Source organism: Alkalibacterium putridalgicola (assembly GCF_040959045.1).
Taxonomy (GTDB): domain Bacteria; phylum Bacillota; class Bacilli; order Lactobacillales; family Carnobacteriaceae_A; genus Alkalibacterium; species Alkalibacterium putridalgicola.
In genome coordinates this window covers 1,758,955-1,775,969 of record NZ_CP162615.1, presented here as the reverse complement: position 1 = coordinate 1,775,969, position 17,015 = coordinate 1,758,955, and the positions used below count along the sequence as shown (strand labels likewise).

15 protein-coding genes and 1 other annotated feature are annotated in these 17,015 nt (G+C 41.8%); of the genes, 14 read left to right on the top strand and 1 reads right to left on the bottom strand.

Annotated features, from left to right (window positions below):
• The first annotated feature begins 7 nt into the window (after positions 1-7).
• The 3 genes from dat to trmB all read left to right on the top strand — a co-directional run bounded on the left by dat (position 8) and on the right by trmB (position 2,503).
• On the top strand, positions 8-868 hold the full coding sequence (dat, locus tag AB4027_RS08410) for a D-amino-acid transaminase (protein ID WP_368645000.1): 861 nt from the start codon (positions 8-10) through the stop codon (positions 866-868).
• A gap of 136 nt (positions 869-1,004) precedes the next feature.
• A complete protein-coding gene (locus AB4027_RS08405; RefSeq protein ID WP_091487666.1) occupies positions 1,005-1,796 on the top strand; it encodes a phosphotransferase family protein in 792 nt (263 codons plus the stop codon).
• 59 nt (positions 1,797-1,855) lie between these two features.
• Complete coding sequence (gene trmB, locus AB4027_RS08400; RefSeq protein WP_091487665.1) at positions 1,856-2,503, top strand: tRNA (guanosine(46)-N7)-methyltransferase TrmB; 648 nt, start codon at positions 1,856-1,858, stop codon at positions 2,501-2,503.
• 536 nt (positions 2,504-3,039) lie between these two features.
• On the opposite strand, the gene AB4027_RS08395 is transcribed toward trmB, so the two are convergent.
• The gene (locus AB4027_RS08395) at positions 3,040-3,393 is read right to left on the bottom strand and encodes a hypothetical protein (protein WP_368644999.1); all 354 of its coding nucleotides are present in this window, start codon (positions 3,391-3,393) and stop codon (positions 3,040-3,042) included.
• Positions 3,394-3,552: 159 nt separating this feature from the next.
• Here AB4027_RS08395 and pepA point away from each other — a divergent pair, with 159 nt between their 5' ends.
• The 11 genes from pepA to thrS all read left to right on the top strand — a co-directional run bounded on the left by pepA (position 3,553) and on the right by thrS (position 16,794).
• Entirely contained in the window at positions 3,553-4,638 is a 1,086-nt protein-coding gene (gene pepA / locus AB4027_RS08390) for a glutamyl aminopeptidase (protein WP_091487663.1), read from the top strand.
• A 31-nt stretch (positions 4,639-4,669) separates the two neighbouring features.
• Positions 4,670-5,275 carry a YtpR family tRNA-binding protein gene (gene ytpR, locus AB4027_RS08385; protein WP_091487662.1) on the top strand — a complete coding sequence of 202 codons (606 nt, stop codon included), beginning with the start codon at positions 4,670-4,672 and terminating at the stop codon, positions 5,273-5,275.
• 34 nt (positions 5,276-5,309) lie between these two features.
• Complete coding sequence (locus AB4027_RS08380; protein WP_368644998.1) at positions 5,310-5,879, top strand: hypothetical protein; 570 nt, start codon at positions 5,310-5,312, stop codon at positions 5,877-5,879.
• Between the two features lie 140 nt (positions 5,880-6,019).
• On the top strand, positions 6,020-7,348 hold the full coding sequence (murC, locus tag AB4027_RS08375; protein WP_368644997.1) for a UDP-N-acetylmuramate--L-alanine ligase: 1,329 nt from the start codon (positions 6,020-6,022) through the stop codon (positions 7,346-7,348).
• A 149-nt stretch (positions 7,349-7,497) separates the two neighbouring features.
• Entirely contained in the window at positions 7,498-10,161 is a 2,664-nt protein-coding gene (gene polA / locus AB4027_RS08370) for a DNA polymerase I (protein ID WP_368644996.1), read from the top strand.
• 69 nt (positions 10,162-10,230) lie between these two features.
• A complete protein-coding gene (gene mutM / locus AB4027_RS08365) occupies positions 10,231-11,070 on the top strand; it encodes a DNA-formamidopyrimidine glycosylase (protein ID WP_368644995.1) in 840 nt (279 codons plus the stop codon).
• A 14-nt stretch (positions 11,071-11,084) separates the two neighbouring features.
• Positions 11,085-11,675: a dephospho-CoA kinase gene (gene coaE, locus AB4027_RS08360; protein ID WP_368644994.1), complete on the top strand. Its 591-nt coding sequence runs from the start codon at positions 11,085-11,087 to the stop codon at positions 11,673-11,675.
• Between the two features lie 49 nt (positions 11,676-11,724).
• Complete coding sequence (gene nrdR / locus AB4027_RS08355; protein ID WP_368644993.1) at positions 11,725-12,192, top strand: transcriptional regulator NrdR; 468 nt, start codon at positions 11,725-11,727, stop codon at positions 12,190-12,192.
• A 19-nt stretch (positions 12,193-12,211) separates the two neighbouring features.
• Positions 12,212-13,609, top strand: coding sequence for a replication initiation and membrane attachment family protein (locus AB4027_RS08350; protein WP_368644992.1), 1,398 nt, complete (start codon positions 12,212-12,214; stop codon positions 13,607-13,609).
• Positions 13,609-14,538 (top strand): primosomal protein DnaI, encoded by a 930-nt coding sequence (gene dnaI, locus AB4027_RS08345; RefSeq protein WP_368644991.1) that lies wholly within the window; start codon positions 13,609-13,611, stop codon positions 14,536-14,538. The genes AB4027_RS08350 and dnaI overlap by 1 nt, the downstream gene beginning before the upstream one ends.
• Positions 14,539-14,583: 45 nt before the next feature.
• Positions 14,584-14,809 (top strand) — a binding site (T-box leader).
• 53 nt (positions 14,810-14,862) lie between these two features.
• Positions 14,863-16,794: a threonine--tRNA ligase gene (gene thrS, locus AB4027_RS08340; RefSeq protein WP_368644990.1), complete on the top strand. Its 1,932-nt coding sequence runs from the start codon at positions 14,863-14,865 to the stop codon at positions 16,792-16,794.
• Positions 16,795-17,015 lie beyond the last annotated feature (221 nt).

Here is a 17,015-nt window from a genome sequence, read left to right as displayed (position 1 = left end):
TTTTTATATGAAAGTCATTTGGGGAAAAGAAATAGTAGACAGAGACAAAGTTAATATCGATTTTGAAGATAGAGGTTACCAATTCGGTGACGGAGTATATGAAGTCATTAGAATATATAATCATACCTATTTTTGTGTTGATGAACATATCGATCGTTTTTTTACAAGTGCAGAAAAAATAGAGATGCGCATGCCGCTTACAAAGGCTGAATTAAAAGCTTTGATCACGGAGCTTCTAAAGGAGTCTGCAGTGAAAAATGGATCTATTTACATTCAAATGACGAGAGGGAATGCTTCACCAAGAGATCATTCTTATCCGTCTCAGGATGTTGTCCCGCTTCTGACAGGATCTATAACAGCAAGTGAAAGAAAAATCGAGAAAATGAAAAATGGTATGAGAACCACCCTTGAAGACGATATACGCTGGTTGAGATGTGACATTAAGATGATTTCCCTGCTCGGAAACATCATGCTTAAACACGAAGCGCATAAAAAGAATGCAGATGAAGCCATTCTGCACCGAGGCGATATCATCACAGAGTGTTCGTCTTCAAACATTGCGATGGTCAAAAACGGTGCTATATATACACATCCTGATGGCAACCTTATTTTACCCGGAATCACTAAAATCGTCTGGAAATCCTGTGCTGAAAAGTTGAACATCCCAGTCTATGAGCAAGCCTTTACGACCGAAGAACTTCTGAATGCAGATGAAGTGTTCATTTCAAGTACAACAAAAGAAGTCATGCCGATCAGTAAAATCGATGATAAAACGTTTGATGTATCGAAAAAAGGCTCGATCACTCGCTTGTTACAGAGTTGTTATGAAAAAGAGATCGTTAAACAATGTGGCGATTTAACGAATTAATGGAGACATTTCTACACTGAAAAATAAAAAAGAACATGCATGCGCTTGACGATAACTGATTTTCTTTCTACAATAGAAGGTGCATCAATGTCTTTACCATTGTTTGACTAATGAGATAAAAAAGGATTGAGTGAGTATGGAGTTGGAGAGAGAATCGGGGTGGCAACTGCATCCTATCGGAGGAGAAACAGGTCAGGCATATATGGGGACGCGAAATGAAGAACGGTTATTTTTAAAGCGCAATTCTTCTCCATTTTTAGCAGCTTTATCGCTGGAAGGTATATCACCTAAACTCGTCTGGACAAAGAGAATAGGAAACGGAGATGTACTGACTGCTCAGGAATGGTGCAGCGGGCGTACGCTTCATAAAGAAGAAATGCACATGACGAGTGTATTCAATATTATTCGCAAGGTTCATGGATCCCAAAGTTTAAAACGCATGCTGATGCGACTTGGGGGCAATGTTTTAAATCCAACTGATCTCTATAATCAATCGCTTGCCGATTTAGCTCCAGACCTCAGAATCCATCCTTTAATCAAAGAAGCCATCGTTTATTTAAAAGAGAATCTACCTGATGAAACAAGTACCGAGAATAAAGTCGTCTGTCATGGCGATATCTCGCACAAGAATTTACTTCTTTCCACTGATAATCATCTCTATCTCGTGGATTGGGATTCTGTCGTTATCTCGGATCCTTGTCATGATATCAGTCAGCTTATGGAGCGGTATATCCATCCAGAGAAATGGGATGCCTGGCTGGAATCAGTCGAATTTGCTGCAGAAGGGTATGCGAAAGAAAAAGTATACTGGTATAGCCTGCTGAATCTGCTTAATGACTTGAAACATAATCATAAAAAACAGGATTATATCAGAATGAACAATGATTTGATCAAATTAAATACAGTCTTAAATCGTATAAAAACATAAAATTGGGTCAGGTCTTTCAATCTGGCCTCTTTTTTAATGAGTACTAAAGGAGAATTCAAATGAGATTACGTCACAAACCATACGCTAAAGAGAAACTGGCAGAGTATGATCAGTATGTTGTCACAGAAGCGTTAGGACTTAAAGGACGCTGGCAGGAAAGATTTGGGAATGAAAATCCGATACATGTGGAAATAGGCTGCGGAAAAGGCCAGTTCATCATCAATATGGCGAAACAGCATCCCGAAATAAACTTTATTGGTATCGAACTGCAGACTAGTGTCATCGTCACTGCTCTGGAGAAACAGATAGAAGAAGACTTGCCGAATGTACAGCTGCTTCAAGCAAATGCAAGTGATCTGGCAGAGTATTTTGAAGAAAATAAAGTCGATCGTATCTATCTCACCTTTTCTGATCCTTGGCCAAAAAACCGTCATGAAAAACGACGCTTGACTTACAAGTCGTTTTTAAAGGTCTACGAAACGATTTTGAATCCGGAAGGCGAACTTCATTTTAAAACAGATAATCAGAAACTGTTTGAATACTCTCTGGTCAGCTTCTCGCATTATTCTGCAAAACTGAACGAAGTGTATCTTGATCTGCACAACAGTGATGTGACAGACAACGTCATGACTGAGTATGAAGAAAAATTCTCTAAAAAAGGCAACAGGATATATAAAGCAGTTCTTACTTTTGACAGCTCTGAATAAACGTAGGAAAGGAGTCTGGGACATTTGTCCGAGGCTCCTTTCGTTTTTTTTAAAATCAGCACAGTACCGCTCAACTTGATTTGGCCTGTTTTGTTAGCTGGCCGTACGATGCCTGCTGTAAGATTGCAGCCATCTACTATCTGCTAGTGAACCAGTCGATCTAGGCCATTGGCACACCTTTTTACGAGTAGCGGCGACCAAACTTGTCATAATAGCGAAATAGGCACACCTTTTTATGAGTAGCGGTGATAAAACTTGTCGCAAAAGCGAAATAGGCACACCTTTTTGTGAGGAGCGGCAACAAAACTTGTCACAACAGATCTCGAAAGATATATCCATAGGATTTGAGTAAGGGTAGGATAGAAGTTAGTTCTGGAAACGGCATTTTTTATTTAAATAGGCCAAATCCGTTGTAGTGAGTTGGTGCAGAGCATTCTATGAAGAGTTGAAAATAAATGCTAGCGATTATACATAAGTAAATGCAGAAGAGGGTGGGACAAAAGTCCCACCCTCTCTCTAACTGTTCATAAATTTTGTCACACACGGTAGATATCGATGATACTGCCTGTGTAGGCATCAGCGATGAATTCATACTGGACAAGTTTGTTCTCTTCATAACGGGATATCCCGCCATAGTAAACATCTGTTTTGTGCGCAAATTTTTTCCACGGTACTTTTGTCAGTTCGATCCAGGATCCGTCTAATGGGCCTTCTTCGAGGAAATCCTTTTTAATATCTTTTAAGATATCATCGGCTTTTAAAGCTTTTTTCTTACTGTATTGTCTGAATGATAGAGCACCAATTAGAAAGGACAACACAAGAACGAGGGAAAGCAGTGCCCATTCTTGCGAAGAATAACGGGACCCTTTCATTTTTTCTGACTGAAACACAGCGACTCCTCCTTTAAAATTATAGGTTAGGTCTATTTTATCACACAAGTGAGTGAAGTGTAATAGAAAAGGAATAGGAAAGCTTAAAATCCAACAGATTTTTGTGTATAATAATTAAGAATAGGTACAATACTATGTTTAGTGAGAGGAAACAGATAAATGACATCAACACACACAGATCTGAATACGAGAGAACTTATAAAAAAGACGACTGAATTACAGGGAACAAGTGGATTTGAACATGATGTGAGAGCGTTTATGCGTGACGAAATGACCCCCTACGTGGACAGCATCGATTATGATGGACTTGGTGGACTTTTTGGCGTGAAAGAATCATCGGAAAAAGAGGCACCAAAACTGATGGTGGCAGCTCATATGGATGAAGTAGGCTTTATGGTCTCTTCGATCACGGAAAAAGGGCTGATCAGAGTCCTGCCTCTGGGTGGATGGAATCCTTACGTCGTTTCATCTCAACGGTTCACACTACAGACCCGTATGGGGAATTACCCTGTCGTTTCTTCCTCAGTCCCGCCACATCTGCTGAAAAATAAAGAGGCATCCAAGTTATCTATTGAAGATATCCTGTTTGACGGTGGCTTTGAATCCAAAGAAGAAGCAGAGTCGTTTGGCGTGAGACCTGGAGATGCACTTGTACCGGACGTAGAGACGATAGAAATGGCAAATGGCAAATCCTTCATTGGTAAAGCCTGGGATAATCGCTTTGGTGTCACCTTGGTCTTGGAACTGCTTAAAATGCTGAAAGATGAATCACTCAAGAGTACGCTGATCGCGGGTGCGAATGTTCAGGAAGAAGTAGGTCTCCGTGGAACAAAGGGGGCAGTAAGGAAATTTGATCCAGATGCTTTTTTTGCTGTGGATTGTTCACCTGCTAATGATTTAAATGGTGACAAGGAAGCTTTTGGACGCTTGGGTGAAGGCTTCTTGCTGAGGATCCAGGACCCTGGGATGATATTGTCGAAAGAAATGAAAGAGTTTCTACTTGATACAGCTGAGACGAACGATATCCCTTATCAGTATTTTGTCTCAAAAGGCGGAACAGACGCAGTTGCGGCACATCAGCTGAATCAGGGGATCCCGAGTGCTGTCATTGGTGTTCCGGCACGTTATATCCATACCCACCAGTCACTGTTTCGAATCGATGATTATGAAGCTGCGCGGGAAATGGTTTATCGTGTCGTAAAGGCCTTCGATCGTTCCACACTGGAAACATTAAAGCTGAAATAATAAAATACAGAAGATTAAAGGAGAACATAAAATGTTTGTAAGTACGTATAATAATAACGGTTTGAAAGATGTATTGATGGTTTTACTTGAAAAAAGTGAAAGTGATGTACAGGAATTCAAAAGAGTCGACGATCTGGTCGAAATCACGAATAAAGAAACTGGAAGAGTCGTTGGTTACAACGTATTTAATGCTTCGTCTATTATAAATGATCTGACGAACGGGCCAGTTTCTTTATCAGAAGAAGATGTCGCTGAACTGAATAAGTTGATCGAAAAAGCTGGCTTCAATGTGACACTTGAACTGCAGGAGGGACCAAACTTTGTCGTCGGTCATGTTCAAACATGTAAACCGGTAGAAGGTTCTGACCATTTAAATGTCACTCAAACTGAAATCAATGACGGTAAAATCGTTCAGATCGTCTGCGGTGCGGGCAATATTGCTGAAGGACAGAAAGTTGTGGTTGCAAAGGTTGGCGCAGTCATGCCCGACGGAATGATCATCTGGCCTGGAGAACTCAAAGGAGTCAAGAGTGAAGGAATGGTATGTTCAGCAAGAGAACTCGGCCTTCCCCAGGAGTCAAAAGGAATCATGGTTCTGGATGATGACCGTGAAACGGGTGCTGAATTCAAACTCTAAACCAGTCATTCCATTAAGATAGAGGAGGGAAACGATGTCTTCCAAATATACAGATTTTTTTGAAACCAGCAGTAAAGCAGAAAAAAATCAGAAAAACAAAAAGACGAAACAGGTATCTTTTGATGACGCCTATTCACTTCCTAAGCATGTCAAAAGCAGAGAAACCGTAGAAAAAGGGTTTAAAGAATACTTGAGTCATAAAGAGGAAGATAGACGTAGAGGTTATATTACTCCTCCTTTTGAAGTGAGCAAAGTGCCTTCACCTATCTATGGCTACCATAAACCAAAAAAAGAGACGAAACCGGCTGTGGATTACGAGAGATTAAAAGAAGAAATGAAAAAAGAGGCCCGTGATCTGATTGTATACGAAGAGTACTTGACAGAAGAACTTGAAAATGAGTGGCGGACAGAAAAAGCGAAAGTTGAACAGCCTCCAGAACAGTATAGGACTAGCAAGCCAGGGTTGAATAAGAAGAAAAAGATGACCAGAAAAGCCTATGGCCTAAACCGTACGCTGGAAGCGATCATGGAAGAGGAAAAAGGCGGGAATAACCGGAATAGACGGAACGTTCCCGGATTATTTGAAAACAAAAAGGATCGGTAGTCCTATTGTATCGGAGATTTTACAAACGCATTAGCATATTTTAACTTTAGAATCTGAGGACTAGCTTTTATCATTCATTTGTCATATAGTATATAACGATGTGATTTTAGCTTGTTAGAGATAATTGGAGGACTACAAAAATGATACAAAATACGCTATACCATTTTGTTGGAATTAAAGGGTCAGGTATGAGTGCGCTGGCACTGATTCTGCATGATAAAGGTTATGACGTACAGGGATCTGACGTAAAGAAATATTTTTTCACTCAAAAGAATCTAGAAGAAGCCGGTATTCCGATGTTCGTTTTTGATAAGGATAATATCAAAGAAGGGATGACCATTATTGCCGGTAATGCATTCCCTGATTCGCATGAAGAAATCGTCCGTGCAAAAGAACTGGGCCTGCCCATCAAACGTTACCATGACTTCTTGGGCGAGTTAAGTAATCAGTATACCAGTATCGCTGTCACAGGGGCACACGGTAAAACCAGTACGACCGGTTTGCTTTCCCATGTGTTAAGCGGCATCAAAGATACCAGTTACCTGATAGGCGACGGAACCGGCAGTGGTGTGAAAGATGCGGAATACTTTGTTCTGGAAGCCTGTGAATACAGAAGACACTTCCTGGCTTATGCGACAGATTACGCAATCATCACCAATATAGATTTTGACCATCCAGATTACTATAAGAGTATCGATGATGTTCAGGACGCCTTTTTACAGTTTTCACAGCAGATAAAAAAAGCGATCTTTGCCTGCGGGGATGATGAAAGACTGCAGAAGTTACATGCTTCTGTACCTATCGTTTATTATGGCTTTGATGAATATAATGATTTTCAGGCAAAAAATATTGAACGGTCGACACACGGTTCATCGTTTGATGTCTACGTGCGCGGCGACTTTTATGGACGCTTCACTATCCCTTCGTTCGGTAAGCATAATATCCAGAATGCCTTATCCGTTATTGCCTTTGCCCACTATGACGGTCTGGATCAGGACAAAGTTAAAGAACGTCTGATGTCTTTTGCAGGAGTCAAAAGACGTTTCACTGAAAAAACGGTGATGGACACTGTGATCATTGATGATTACGCCCATCATCCTGCTGAAATCAAAGCGACTCTGGATGCTGCCCATCAGAAATATCCGGATAAAGAAATCGTCGCTGTTTTTCAGCCACATACATTCAGCCGGACGATCGCTTTGATGGATGAATTCGGAGAAGCCCTCGATCTGGCAGATGCCGTTTATCTGTGTGACATTTTTACATCTGCTAGAGAGCAGAATGGTGAAGTCACTATCCAAGATCTGCTGGAAAAGACTGAAAAAGGAAAAGAGATCATATCAGAAGACGATATGTCCCCACTTTTAAAACATAAAAATGAGGTCGTTATTTTTATGGGGGCAGGAGATGTCGAAAAATTCGAACATGCTTTTGAACGGATTTTGAGTCAGTCTGAAGCTGTGAATTAAAATATTTAGAGAAGGTACTGAAGAGAAGACGGAGTATCTGGAACGCCTAGCGTGTTCGAGATGTTTCCTGCTCTGAGGTACGTTCTCTTTTTCTATCCCTGAAATTTTGGTACTATAGTCATAGGAATAACAACTGGGAGTGGAGTAAATTGACCGATAATAAAAAACTGCTATTGATAGATGGGCATAGCGTAGCTTTTCGCGCATTCTATGGACTGCATAGCCAACTGGAAAGAATGAAGAACAGGAATGGATTGCACACCAATGCGTTATACGGTTTTCATAACATGCTTGAAGTCATTGTGGACAAGGAAAAACCGACGCATGCACTCGTCGCATTTGATGCCGGGAAGACCACTTTTAGACATAAATATTTTGAAGAGTATAAGGGCGGACGCTCTAAAATGCCCTCTGAGTTTGCTGAACAGATCCCCTATATGAAAGATCTTTTAAAGGGGTTCGGTCTGAAAAGCTATGAATTGCCGGATTATGAAGCGGATGACATTATCGGTACACTGGCCAGAGAAGCGGAAGAAAAAGGCTTCGAGGTCGTCGTTCTGACAGGAGACAGAGATTTGACCCAGCTGGCTTCTGACCACGTGCGTATCGATATAACCAAAAAAGGTGTCAAAGACCTTAAAGAACATACAAAAGATTCCATTCAGGAAGAGATGGGGATAACGCCTGAGCAGATCGTCGATATGAAAGGTTTAGCCGGTGATGCTTCAGACAATATACCCGGGGTCACTAAAATCGGAGAAAAGACAGCACTTAAACTTTTGCATGAATATGGATCCGTTGAAAATCTGTATGAACATATTGATGAAATGAAAAAATCAAAACGTAAAGAGTATCTGATAGATGAAAAAGAAACGGCCTTTTTAAGTAAGAAACTTGCTACGATAGACCGGGATGCACCTGTTGAGATCTCTCTGGATGAGCTGGATTATGATGGTCAGGACATGGAAGCCCTCATCTCTTTTTACAAGGAAATGGATTTCAATTCTCATTTAAGCAAGCTGGATACGACCGACTATATGGAAGAACTGGCTGAAGAGCTCACGGAGATCGATTCTACTTTCGTGGAAGAAATCGATGCATCCATGTTTAAAGATGGTATGGCGCTTTATACAGAAATGCTTGATGAGAACTATCATCATTCGGAGATCATATGTGTGGCCTGGGGAAACAAGGACAATGTATATGTTGCAGATCCGAAGACCGCTTTCCAGTCTGACGCATTCAAAAACTGGATCGAAGATGAAGCCATGCAAAAAGTCGTCTATGATGCAAAACAGACCTATGTTGCACTGAATAGAAATGAGTTGACCATAAAGGGAATAAGCTTCGATATCATGCTGGCGTCATATCTGCTCACCGCTGAGGACAGCAGCAGTGGTGACCTTGTGGATGTTGCAGTCAAACATGATTATCAGGGTGTTTCGCCGGATGAAATGGTTTATGGAAAAGGCAAGAAAATCAGCAGGCCGGAAGACGAATCGCGGATGCATGATCACTTAGCCCGAAAAGTTTTAGCTATTAATACTCTTTCAGAAACGCTCGACAAAGAACTGAAAGAAAACGAACAGGAAGATCTACTGAAGAAAATGGAGCTGCCGCTTGCCATGGTGCTCGCAGAAATGGAGATTCAAGGGATTACAGCAGATGCTGAGCGACTGGAAAAAATGAAAGGTGAGTTCCAGGAAACCCTTGATAGAGTCGAAAAGCAGATATTTAAAGAGGCTGGAGAAGAATTTAATATCAATTCACCCAAACAGTTGAGTGTGATTCTCTTTGAGAAAATGGGATATCCAGTGATCAAAAAAACGAAAACAGGCTATTCAACCGCTCAGGATGTCCTTGAGAAATTGAGAGACCAGGCACCGATCGTTGAGTATATTCTGGAATATCGTCAGATTTCTAAAATTCAATCGACCTATATCGAAGGTCTCTTGAAAGTGATCGACCCGGAAACGAGCAAGATACACACCCGTTACCTGCAGACTGTTGCGCGGACCGGCCGGTTGAGTTCGGTGGATCCTAACCTGCAGAACATACCGATCCGACTGGAAGAGGGCAGGAAAATCCGTCAGGCCTTTGTGCCTAGAGAAAAAGGGTGGAAAATATACGCTTCCGATTATTCTCAGATCGAGCTGCGCATTCTGGCACATATTTCAGAAGACGAGCATTTCATCAAAGCCTTTAATGATGACGAGGATATTCATACCACGACTGCTATGCGAGTATTTGATGTGGATGATGCTTCAAAGATCACTCCCAACATGCGTCGTGACGCAAAAGCCGTGAATTTTGGTATCGTCTATGGCATCAGTGACTATGGTTTGTCACAGAATCTGAACATCACGAGGAAAGAAGCAAAAGAGTATATCGACACCTATTTTGAACGTTTTCCTGGCGTGAAGACATTCATAGATGAAATAATCCGTCAGGCCAAGGAACAAGGCTATGTCGAGACGCTGTTCCATCGCCGACGCTATCTGCCGGATATCAATTCAAGGAATTTCAATTTACGTTCCTTTGCTGAGCGTACCGCTATGAACACACCTATACAGGGAAGCGCTGCGGATATACTGAAAATGGCAATGATCGAAATGAATAAACGGATCAAAGAAGAAAAGATGCAGGCGACGATGCTTCTGCAGGTCCACGATGAACTGATATTTGAAGTGCCTGAAGCCGAGATCGAAAAACTGGAAAAACTTGTAGAAGAAGTTATGGAAAATACAGTACAGCTCTCTGTGCCTTTGAAGGTCGATAGCAGTTATGGAGACAGCTGGTACGACGCAAAATGATAAAGATAAGAAGCGGGATCGATTCCCGCTTCTTTTATTGAATTTAACACTAGAGAAAGAGTTGAAAATATGCCTGAATTACCCGAAGTGGAAAATGTTCGAAACGGATTAAAAAAGCTGATCATCGGCAAAAGGATCGTCAATACCCGAGTACTGTGGGATAATATAATTAAAGATCCTCAGGTTTCTGAATTTCAGCAGAGGATACAGGGACAGAAAATCGAGGACATCCGCCGTCGAGGCAAGTTTTTATTGTTTGTCTTGAGTCGTGACGTTCTGATCAGTCATTTGAGGATGGAAGGGAAGTACCGTCTGGAAAGACCTGAAGTCCCCTTGACTAAGCATACACACGTCGTCTTTGAACTTGACAGCGGGGAAGAATTGAGATATCTGGATGTAAGGAAATTCGGTAAGATGAGTCTAGTTGAAAAAGCTGACTTGGAGTTGCATCCATCGATGAAAGATCTGGGCCCTGAACCCACAGATGATACTTTGGAAACAGCCTATTTAATAAACGCTTTGAAAAAAACGGAGCGTCCCATAAAAGCCTGTCTGCTTGATCAGAAGATCGTAGTGGGAATAGGTAATATATACGCTGATGAAATCCTTTATGATGCTTATATCCATCCAGAAAGAAAAGGAAATGAACTGAATGAAAGTGAAATCAAGCGACTGAGAGCTTCGATCATCAGTATCATGAACAAAGCCGTCGAAAAAGGTGGAACGACCATCCGTACGTATTCAAATGCTTATGGAGATGAGGGCAGTTACCAGAATTATCTTTCGGTTTATGGAAAAACCGAAGAAGTGTGTCCGCGATGTCAGCATACGATTAGAAAAATCAAAGTTGGCCAGCGGGGGACTCATTATTGTCCGCAGTGCCAAAAAGCAGGGAGTGACAAGCCATAGCACACGTATTAGGATTGACGGGAGGCATTGCCAGCGGGAAATCCACAGTCAGTCGTTATTTGAAAGAATCAGGTTTTCCTGTCATTGATGCGGATGTGATCGCCCGAGAAGTCATGGAACCGGGAGAACCTGCCTATTTAAAAGTCATTGAATGCTTTGGCCGGGAGATCCTGAACAAGGACCGGTCCATAGATAGAAAGACATTAGGGGATATCGTTTTTAATGACAGCAAGAAGCTGCAGCAGCTCAATACGCTTGTTCAAAAAGAGATCTTCACTGAAATAATGAAGAAGAAGAGTGAATTGAGTGCAGATGAACATAAACTGATCGTTCTTGACATCCCCCTTTTGTATGAGGCCGGTTATGATAAGGCAGTGGATGAAGTCATGGTGGTGTATGTGGATTATTCAACCCAATTAAGTCGATTGAAGAAACGAGATCAGCTGACAGAATCAGCCGCTGTTAGACGCATAGAAGCGCAGGAACCATTAAAATCAAAAAAAGACAAAGCGGATGTCGTCATCGACAACAGTGGAACACGCGAGCAGACCAAGCGGCAGATCGATGACTGGTTGACAAAAAATGACTATTCGTCACCACTTTAGTCATATGGTATAATAAGCATAAGAAATCCAAAGTAAAGGGCTGAAATATATGCATTGTCCAAGATGTCAGCACAATGGAAGCAGAGTGATAGACAGTCGACCGGCTGACGACGGCCGGGCTATCAGAAGACGACGTGAATGTGAGAACTGCTCGTTTAGATTTACTACATTTGAGAGAATCGAACAAAGTGCTATTCTAGTTGTCAAAAAGAATGGCAACCGTGAAGAATTCAGCAGAGAAAAATTGCTCAGAGGTATTAGACGAGCATGTGAAAAACGACCAGTGACAGCAGAAGATCAGGAAAATGTCGTAAACAAAGTAGAGCGGAAGATCCGTGATTTAGGACTTAGTGAGGTTCCATCAACAAAAATCGGAGAATTTGTCATGGAAGAACTTGTCGATTTGGATGATGTCGCCTATATTCGTTTTGCAAGTGTTTACCGTCAGTTCAAAGACATTGAAGTCTTCATGCAGGAGATGAAGGAACTGGAGAAAAAGAGAAAAGATAAAGAGTAAGTGAAAGGATAAACACATAATGAGTTACCCATGGAAAAATCTTCGCCCGAAAGATAGTCTGATACTGACAAAGTCAGACATTTTATCTGATTTAAATGTATCCACTGTTCTTTCTTTGTATCAGCCTTTAATGGGCGTGCAGGCAGCAAGTCTGTATCTGCTGATCAAGGAGTATCTGGATACATCTGAGGTCAGAGAATTGACCCTGTCAGATGTCATCACTCAACTGGATATAGGCCTGCGGGAATATTATGAGTCACGGATCAAACTTGAAGCCTATGGCTTGCTGAAAGTCTACAAGCATAAGGAGAATGAAGAGACTTATTTATTAAATATCGAAGCCCCCCTGCATCCGAAGCAGTTCTTCCAGGACACGATGTTGAGAATGCTGCTTACTGAAAAAGTGGGAGAACGTCTCGTTTCTGAATTAAAGAAAAAATACATTAAAACGGCTCATTCAACAGATCGATACCAGGAAATAACAAAGTCTTTCCATGAAGTGGTCCATTTCAATATGGAAAACTATACTGAAACATTTAATTCTATCGATATACCCAGTCAAACGACTAAACGCTCTCTGGTGGACGATGTATTAAAAGACAGTGATTTTGACTGGGACTTTTTCATGTCGGGATTAAACAAACATTTTATCCGTTCCAGATCACTTACCCCTGATATCAAAAAACTGATCGAGACCTTTCATTCGATCTACGCTATCAATGAACTGGATATGCAGAAATTCGTCATGGAATCGGCAGATATTACTTCTGGAGAAGTCAGTGAAAAAAATCTGACCCGCATTATCCATAATCATTTTTTAGGTAAATCGAAACAACTTAAATCATCTTCTCAAGGAAGCCTGGATGACGGGAGAAGAGCGCAGGAACTGCAAGCGAAAGGATTTAAAAGGGAAGAAATCGAAGTCGTCTTACATGCTGAAAAGACACAGCCCTATGCATACTTGAAATCCATCAAACAGCAAAAAGGCGGTTATGTCACGTCAAATGAAACGTGGCTGTTGAAGGAACTGGTCGAACAGGCCCCGTTATCCACAGCTGTGATCAATATATTGATGAATTATATACTGGTCGTGAAAAACGCTCCGATGCTGGAGAAAAATCTAGCCAGTAAAATTGCCAATGACTGGGCTCAGAATAAAGTGAGTTCGCCCGAAGAGGCTATGCTGAAAGTGAAGGAATTATACGATTCGGTCCGGGATAAAAGCAGTCAGAAACAATCCCGGCCTAAGACCAGCTACAAATCGGGCTATAAATCTTCTGCCAGCAGTAGAAAAGAAACCTTACCCTCATGGGCTAAGGAAGCTCAGCAGACTGATGAAAAACTAAGCACAGAAGAAGAAGAAGCCTTCAGAGAAAAATTGAGAAGAATCCGAAAACAGAAAAGTGGTGACCAATAATGGAAAGTCTCAAAAGTCAACTGGAAAAGATGATGGATGCCAGCAAACTGAATCAGACTTACAGAGATATCATGAAAAATCAGGTATTCACCGATCCTGACGTCCGTGAATTCCTGGCAGCAAATAAAGAGCTTCTGGATAAAACAGCGATCGAAAGAAGTGCCTCCAAACTTTATGAATTCGTTTCTGAAAAGCAGAAAGCAGAAAACATGAGCGGAGGTCTTGCTCCAGGGTATGAGCCAAAGCTTATCCTGAACAATCATCGAATCGATGTAACGTATGAACCGACACCTGAACTGATCAGCAGGCGCTCAAAAGAGAGGATCATGAATCGAATAAACTCTGTATTCATGCCCAAAGACTTAAAAACAGCTTCTTTTGAATCCTTTGAAGTAACGAAAAAAAGACAGGCGGCTGTAGAAAAAGCGATGATGTTTATTTCATCATATATTAATAATCCCAAGGCTTTTCACAAAGGCTTGTATTTACACGGAGCATTCGGTGTAGGGAAAACATACCTGCTGGGAGCCATCGCTCATGAACTATCCGAAGAGGGACACCCATCGACGATCGTACACTTCCCAACGTTCGCTGTGGAAATGAAAAATTCGATAGGAAAAAACACAACGGAAGACAAACTGGACAGTTTCAAGCGAGCAAAGATCCTGATGATCGATGATATTGGAGCAGACTCCATGTCTTCGTGGATCAGAGATGATATCCTTGGTGTCATCCTTCAATACCGTATGCAGCAGGAACTCCCGACTTTCTTCACGTCTAATTTTGATATGGATCAGCTGGAAAACGAACACCTGACTTTTTCACAGCGTGGAGAAAACGAACCGCTGAAGGCGAAGCGTATCATGGAAAGAATCAGATTCCTGGCTGAAGAAGTAGAGATGTCCGGAGAAAACAGAAGACATAAATAGGGTGGGAGTATTGTAAAACGAATGAACTTATGATACGATCATTACAATAAAACGAAGAGAAAGACAGCTGTGACAGCATAGCTTTTCAGAGAGAGAATGACTGCTGGGACATTCTTAAGACTAACTGCCGCAGACCCCTTTCGAGTACTATTTTGAATCCTGAGTAAAAATAGTCGCAGCCTCAGCGTTATCGAGTAATGAAGATAGAAAGTACACGTGTACTTTTCTATAAATTTTGGGTGGAACCGCGTATGATTCTGACGTCCCATTGAATGAGGTAAACTTATTCAATGGGACGTTTTTTATATATAAGGAGGAATAAAAATGGTCGAACAAATCAATGTCACACTGCCTGACGGTACAGTTAAAGAAGTGGAACAGGGCTCAACACCGAAAGATATAGCCGGGAGTATTGCCAAGTCTTTAGAAAAGAAGGGGCTGGCCGCCAAATGGAATGGTGAACTCATAGACTTCAGCCGTTCTTTAGACGAAGACGGGATGCTCGAGATCATCACACAAGATCATGAAGATGCCTTGTCAGTCCTTCGCCATTCAACAGCTCATCTGATGGCCCAGGCCATCAAGCGCCTGTATCCGGATGCGAAATTTGGCGTAGGTCCAGCTATCGAGAATGGTTTTTACTATGATACAGATACGAGCGAACCGATCACAGACGAAGATTTAGGTAAGATCGAAGATGAAATGATGGCAATCGTCAAAGAGAATCTTCCTATCGTAAGAAAAGAAATCAGCAGGGAAGAGGCATTAGAATTTTTTAAAAATGATCCATATAAAACGGAACTGATCAATGACTTGCCGGAAGATGAAGTCATCTCGATTTACGTACAAGGTGAGTTTGCCGATCTCTGCCGTGGGGTGCATGTTCCGTCGACGGGACGGATCCAGGTCTTTAAACTTCTTTCTCTGGCAGGCGCCTACTGGAGAGGTAATTCAGATAATAAAATGATGCAGCGCGTCTACGGTACTGCCTTTTTTGATAAAAAAGCACTGAAAGAATATCTGAAGATGCGTGAAGAAGCGAAGCAGAGAGACCACCGCAAACTGGGTAAAGAGCTGGACCTGTTTATGCTCAATCCGGAAGTCGGTTCTGGTCTGCCTTTCTGGCTGCCTAAAGGGGCAACGATCAGACGTATCATCGAGCGGTACATTACAGATAAAGAAATCAATCTTGGATATGAACATGTCTACACACCGATTATGGCCAACGTGGATTTCTATAAAAAATCAGGTCACTGGGATCACTATCATGAAGACATGTTTCCGCCGATGGACATGGGTGATGGAGAAATGCTTGTCCTGCGTCCAATGAACTGTCCACATCACATGATGGTCTTTAAAAATGATGTTCGCAGTTACCGAGACTTGCCTATCCGAATTGCCGAACTTGGTCAGATGCACCGTTATGAAAAGAGTGGGGCGCTATCCGGTCTGCAGCGAGTACGTGAAATGACCCTGAACGATGCGCATGTCTTTGTCCGTCCAGATCAGATCAAGGAAGAATTCAGACGTGTGGTCAATTTGATGCTGGCTGTATACGAAGATTTCGATATAACGGACTATCGTTTCCGCCTGAGTTATCGTGATCCTGAGAATACTGAAAAGTATTTCGACGACGATGCCATGTGGCTGAAAGCAGAATCCATGCTGAAAGATACTCTGGACGAAATGGGTCTGGAATACTTTGAAGCCATGGGAGAAGCTGCCTTTTACGGTCCTAAACTCGATGTACAGGTGAAAACAGCTTTAGGCACAGAAGAAACATTGTCCACCGTTCAGCTGGACTTCCTGCTCCCTGAACGCTTTGATCTGACATATGTCGGGGAAGATGGCCAGGACAATCACCGTCCAGTCGTTATCCACAGAGGGATCGTTTCGACAATGGAACGTTTTGTGGCTTACCTGATCGAACGTTACAAAGGGGCATTCCCTACTTGGCTGGCACCAGTCCAGGCTAAAATCATTCCTGTTAATCTGGATATCCACGGCGACTATGCCAAAGACCTGCAGGAAAAATTGTCATTACAAGGTCTGCGTGTGGAAGTAGATATGCGTAATGAGAAAATGGGTTATAAAATAAGAGAAGCTCAGACACTCAAGGTCCCTTATCAGCTTGTCATTGGTGACAATGAGATGGAAGAGGGCACGATTGCTGTACGTAGTTATGGTGAGAAGAAAACAGAGACTGTCGCATTGGATGCATTCATTGAGAAACTGAAAACAGAAGGTAAAAAATGAAGAGTTAAATAATGATTTGACAACACAGATCATTGATGGTATTATTAGAAAGTTGAGAAAACAAAGCAGAAGCCCCCGCTTCTCGCCTAAGTGATGCAAATCTCTGGGCAGATATGAACGTATATATAATTAAACGCAATGACTTGTGTTTTTATGCGGAGATAAGGCGGGATTTCTATAGCTAATAGAAATGTCGTCTTTTTCTGTGTTTTTCTCGCAAA

Excerpts from the sequence above, each read along its gene's own strand:
- dat (WP_368645000.1), top strand. The coding sequence starts at position 8 with ATGAAAGTCATTTGGGGAAAAGAAATAGTAGACAGAGACAAAGTTAAT.
- AB4027_RS08405 (WP_091487666.1), top strand. The coding sequence starts at position 1,005 with ATGGAGTTGGAGAGAGAATCGGGGTGGCAACTGCATCCTATCGGAGGA.
- trmB (WP_091487665.1), top strand. The coding sequence starts at position 1,856 with ATGAGATTACGTCACAAACCATACGCTAAAGAGAAACTGGCAGAGTAT.
- pepA (WP_091487663.1), top strand. The coding sequence starts at position 3,553 with ATGACATCAACACACACAGATCTGAATACGAGAGAACTTATAAAAAAG.
- ytpR (WP_091487662.1), top strand. The coding sequence starts at position 4,670 with ATGTTTGTAAGTACGTATAATAATAACGGTTTGAAAGATGTATTGATG.
- AB4027_RS08380 (WP_368644998.1), top strand. The coding sequence starts at position 5,310 with ATGTCTTCCAAATATACAGATTTTTTTGAAACCAGCAGTAAAGCAGAA.
- murC (WP_368644997.1), top strand. The coding sequence starts at position 6,020 with ATGATACAAAATACGCTATACCATTTTGTTGGAATTAAAGGGTCAGGT.
- mutM (WP_368644995.1), top strand. The coding sequence starts at position 10,231 with ATGCCTGAATTACCCGAAGTGGAAAATGTTCGAAACGGATTAAAAAAG.
- nrdR (WP_368644993.1), top strand. The coding sequence starts at position 11,725 with ATGCATTGTCCAAGATGTCAGCACAATGGAAGCAGAGTGATAGACAGT.
- AB4027_RS08350 (WP_368644992.1), top strand. The coding sequence starts at position 12,212 with ATGAGTTACCCATGGAAAAATCTTCGCCCGAAAGATAGTCTGATACTG.
- dnaI (WP_368644991.1), top strand. The coding sequence starts at position 13,609 with ATGGAAAGTCTCAAAAGTCAACTGGAAAAGATGATGGATGCCAGCAAA.
- thrS (WP_368644990.1), top strand. The coding sequence starts at position 14,863 with ATGGTCGAACAAATCAATGTCACACTGCCTGACGGTACAGTTAAAGAA.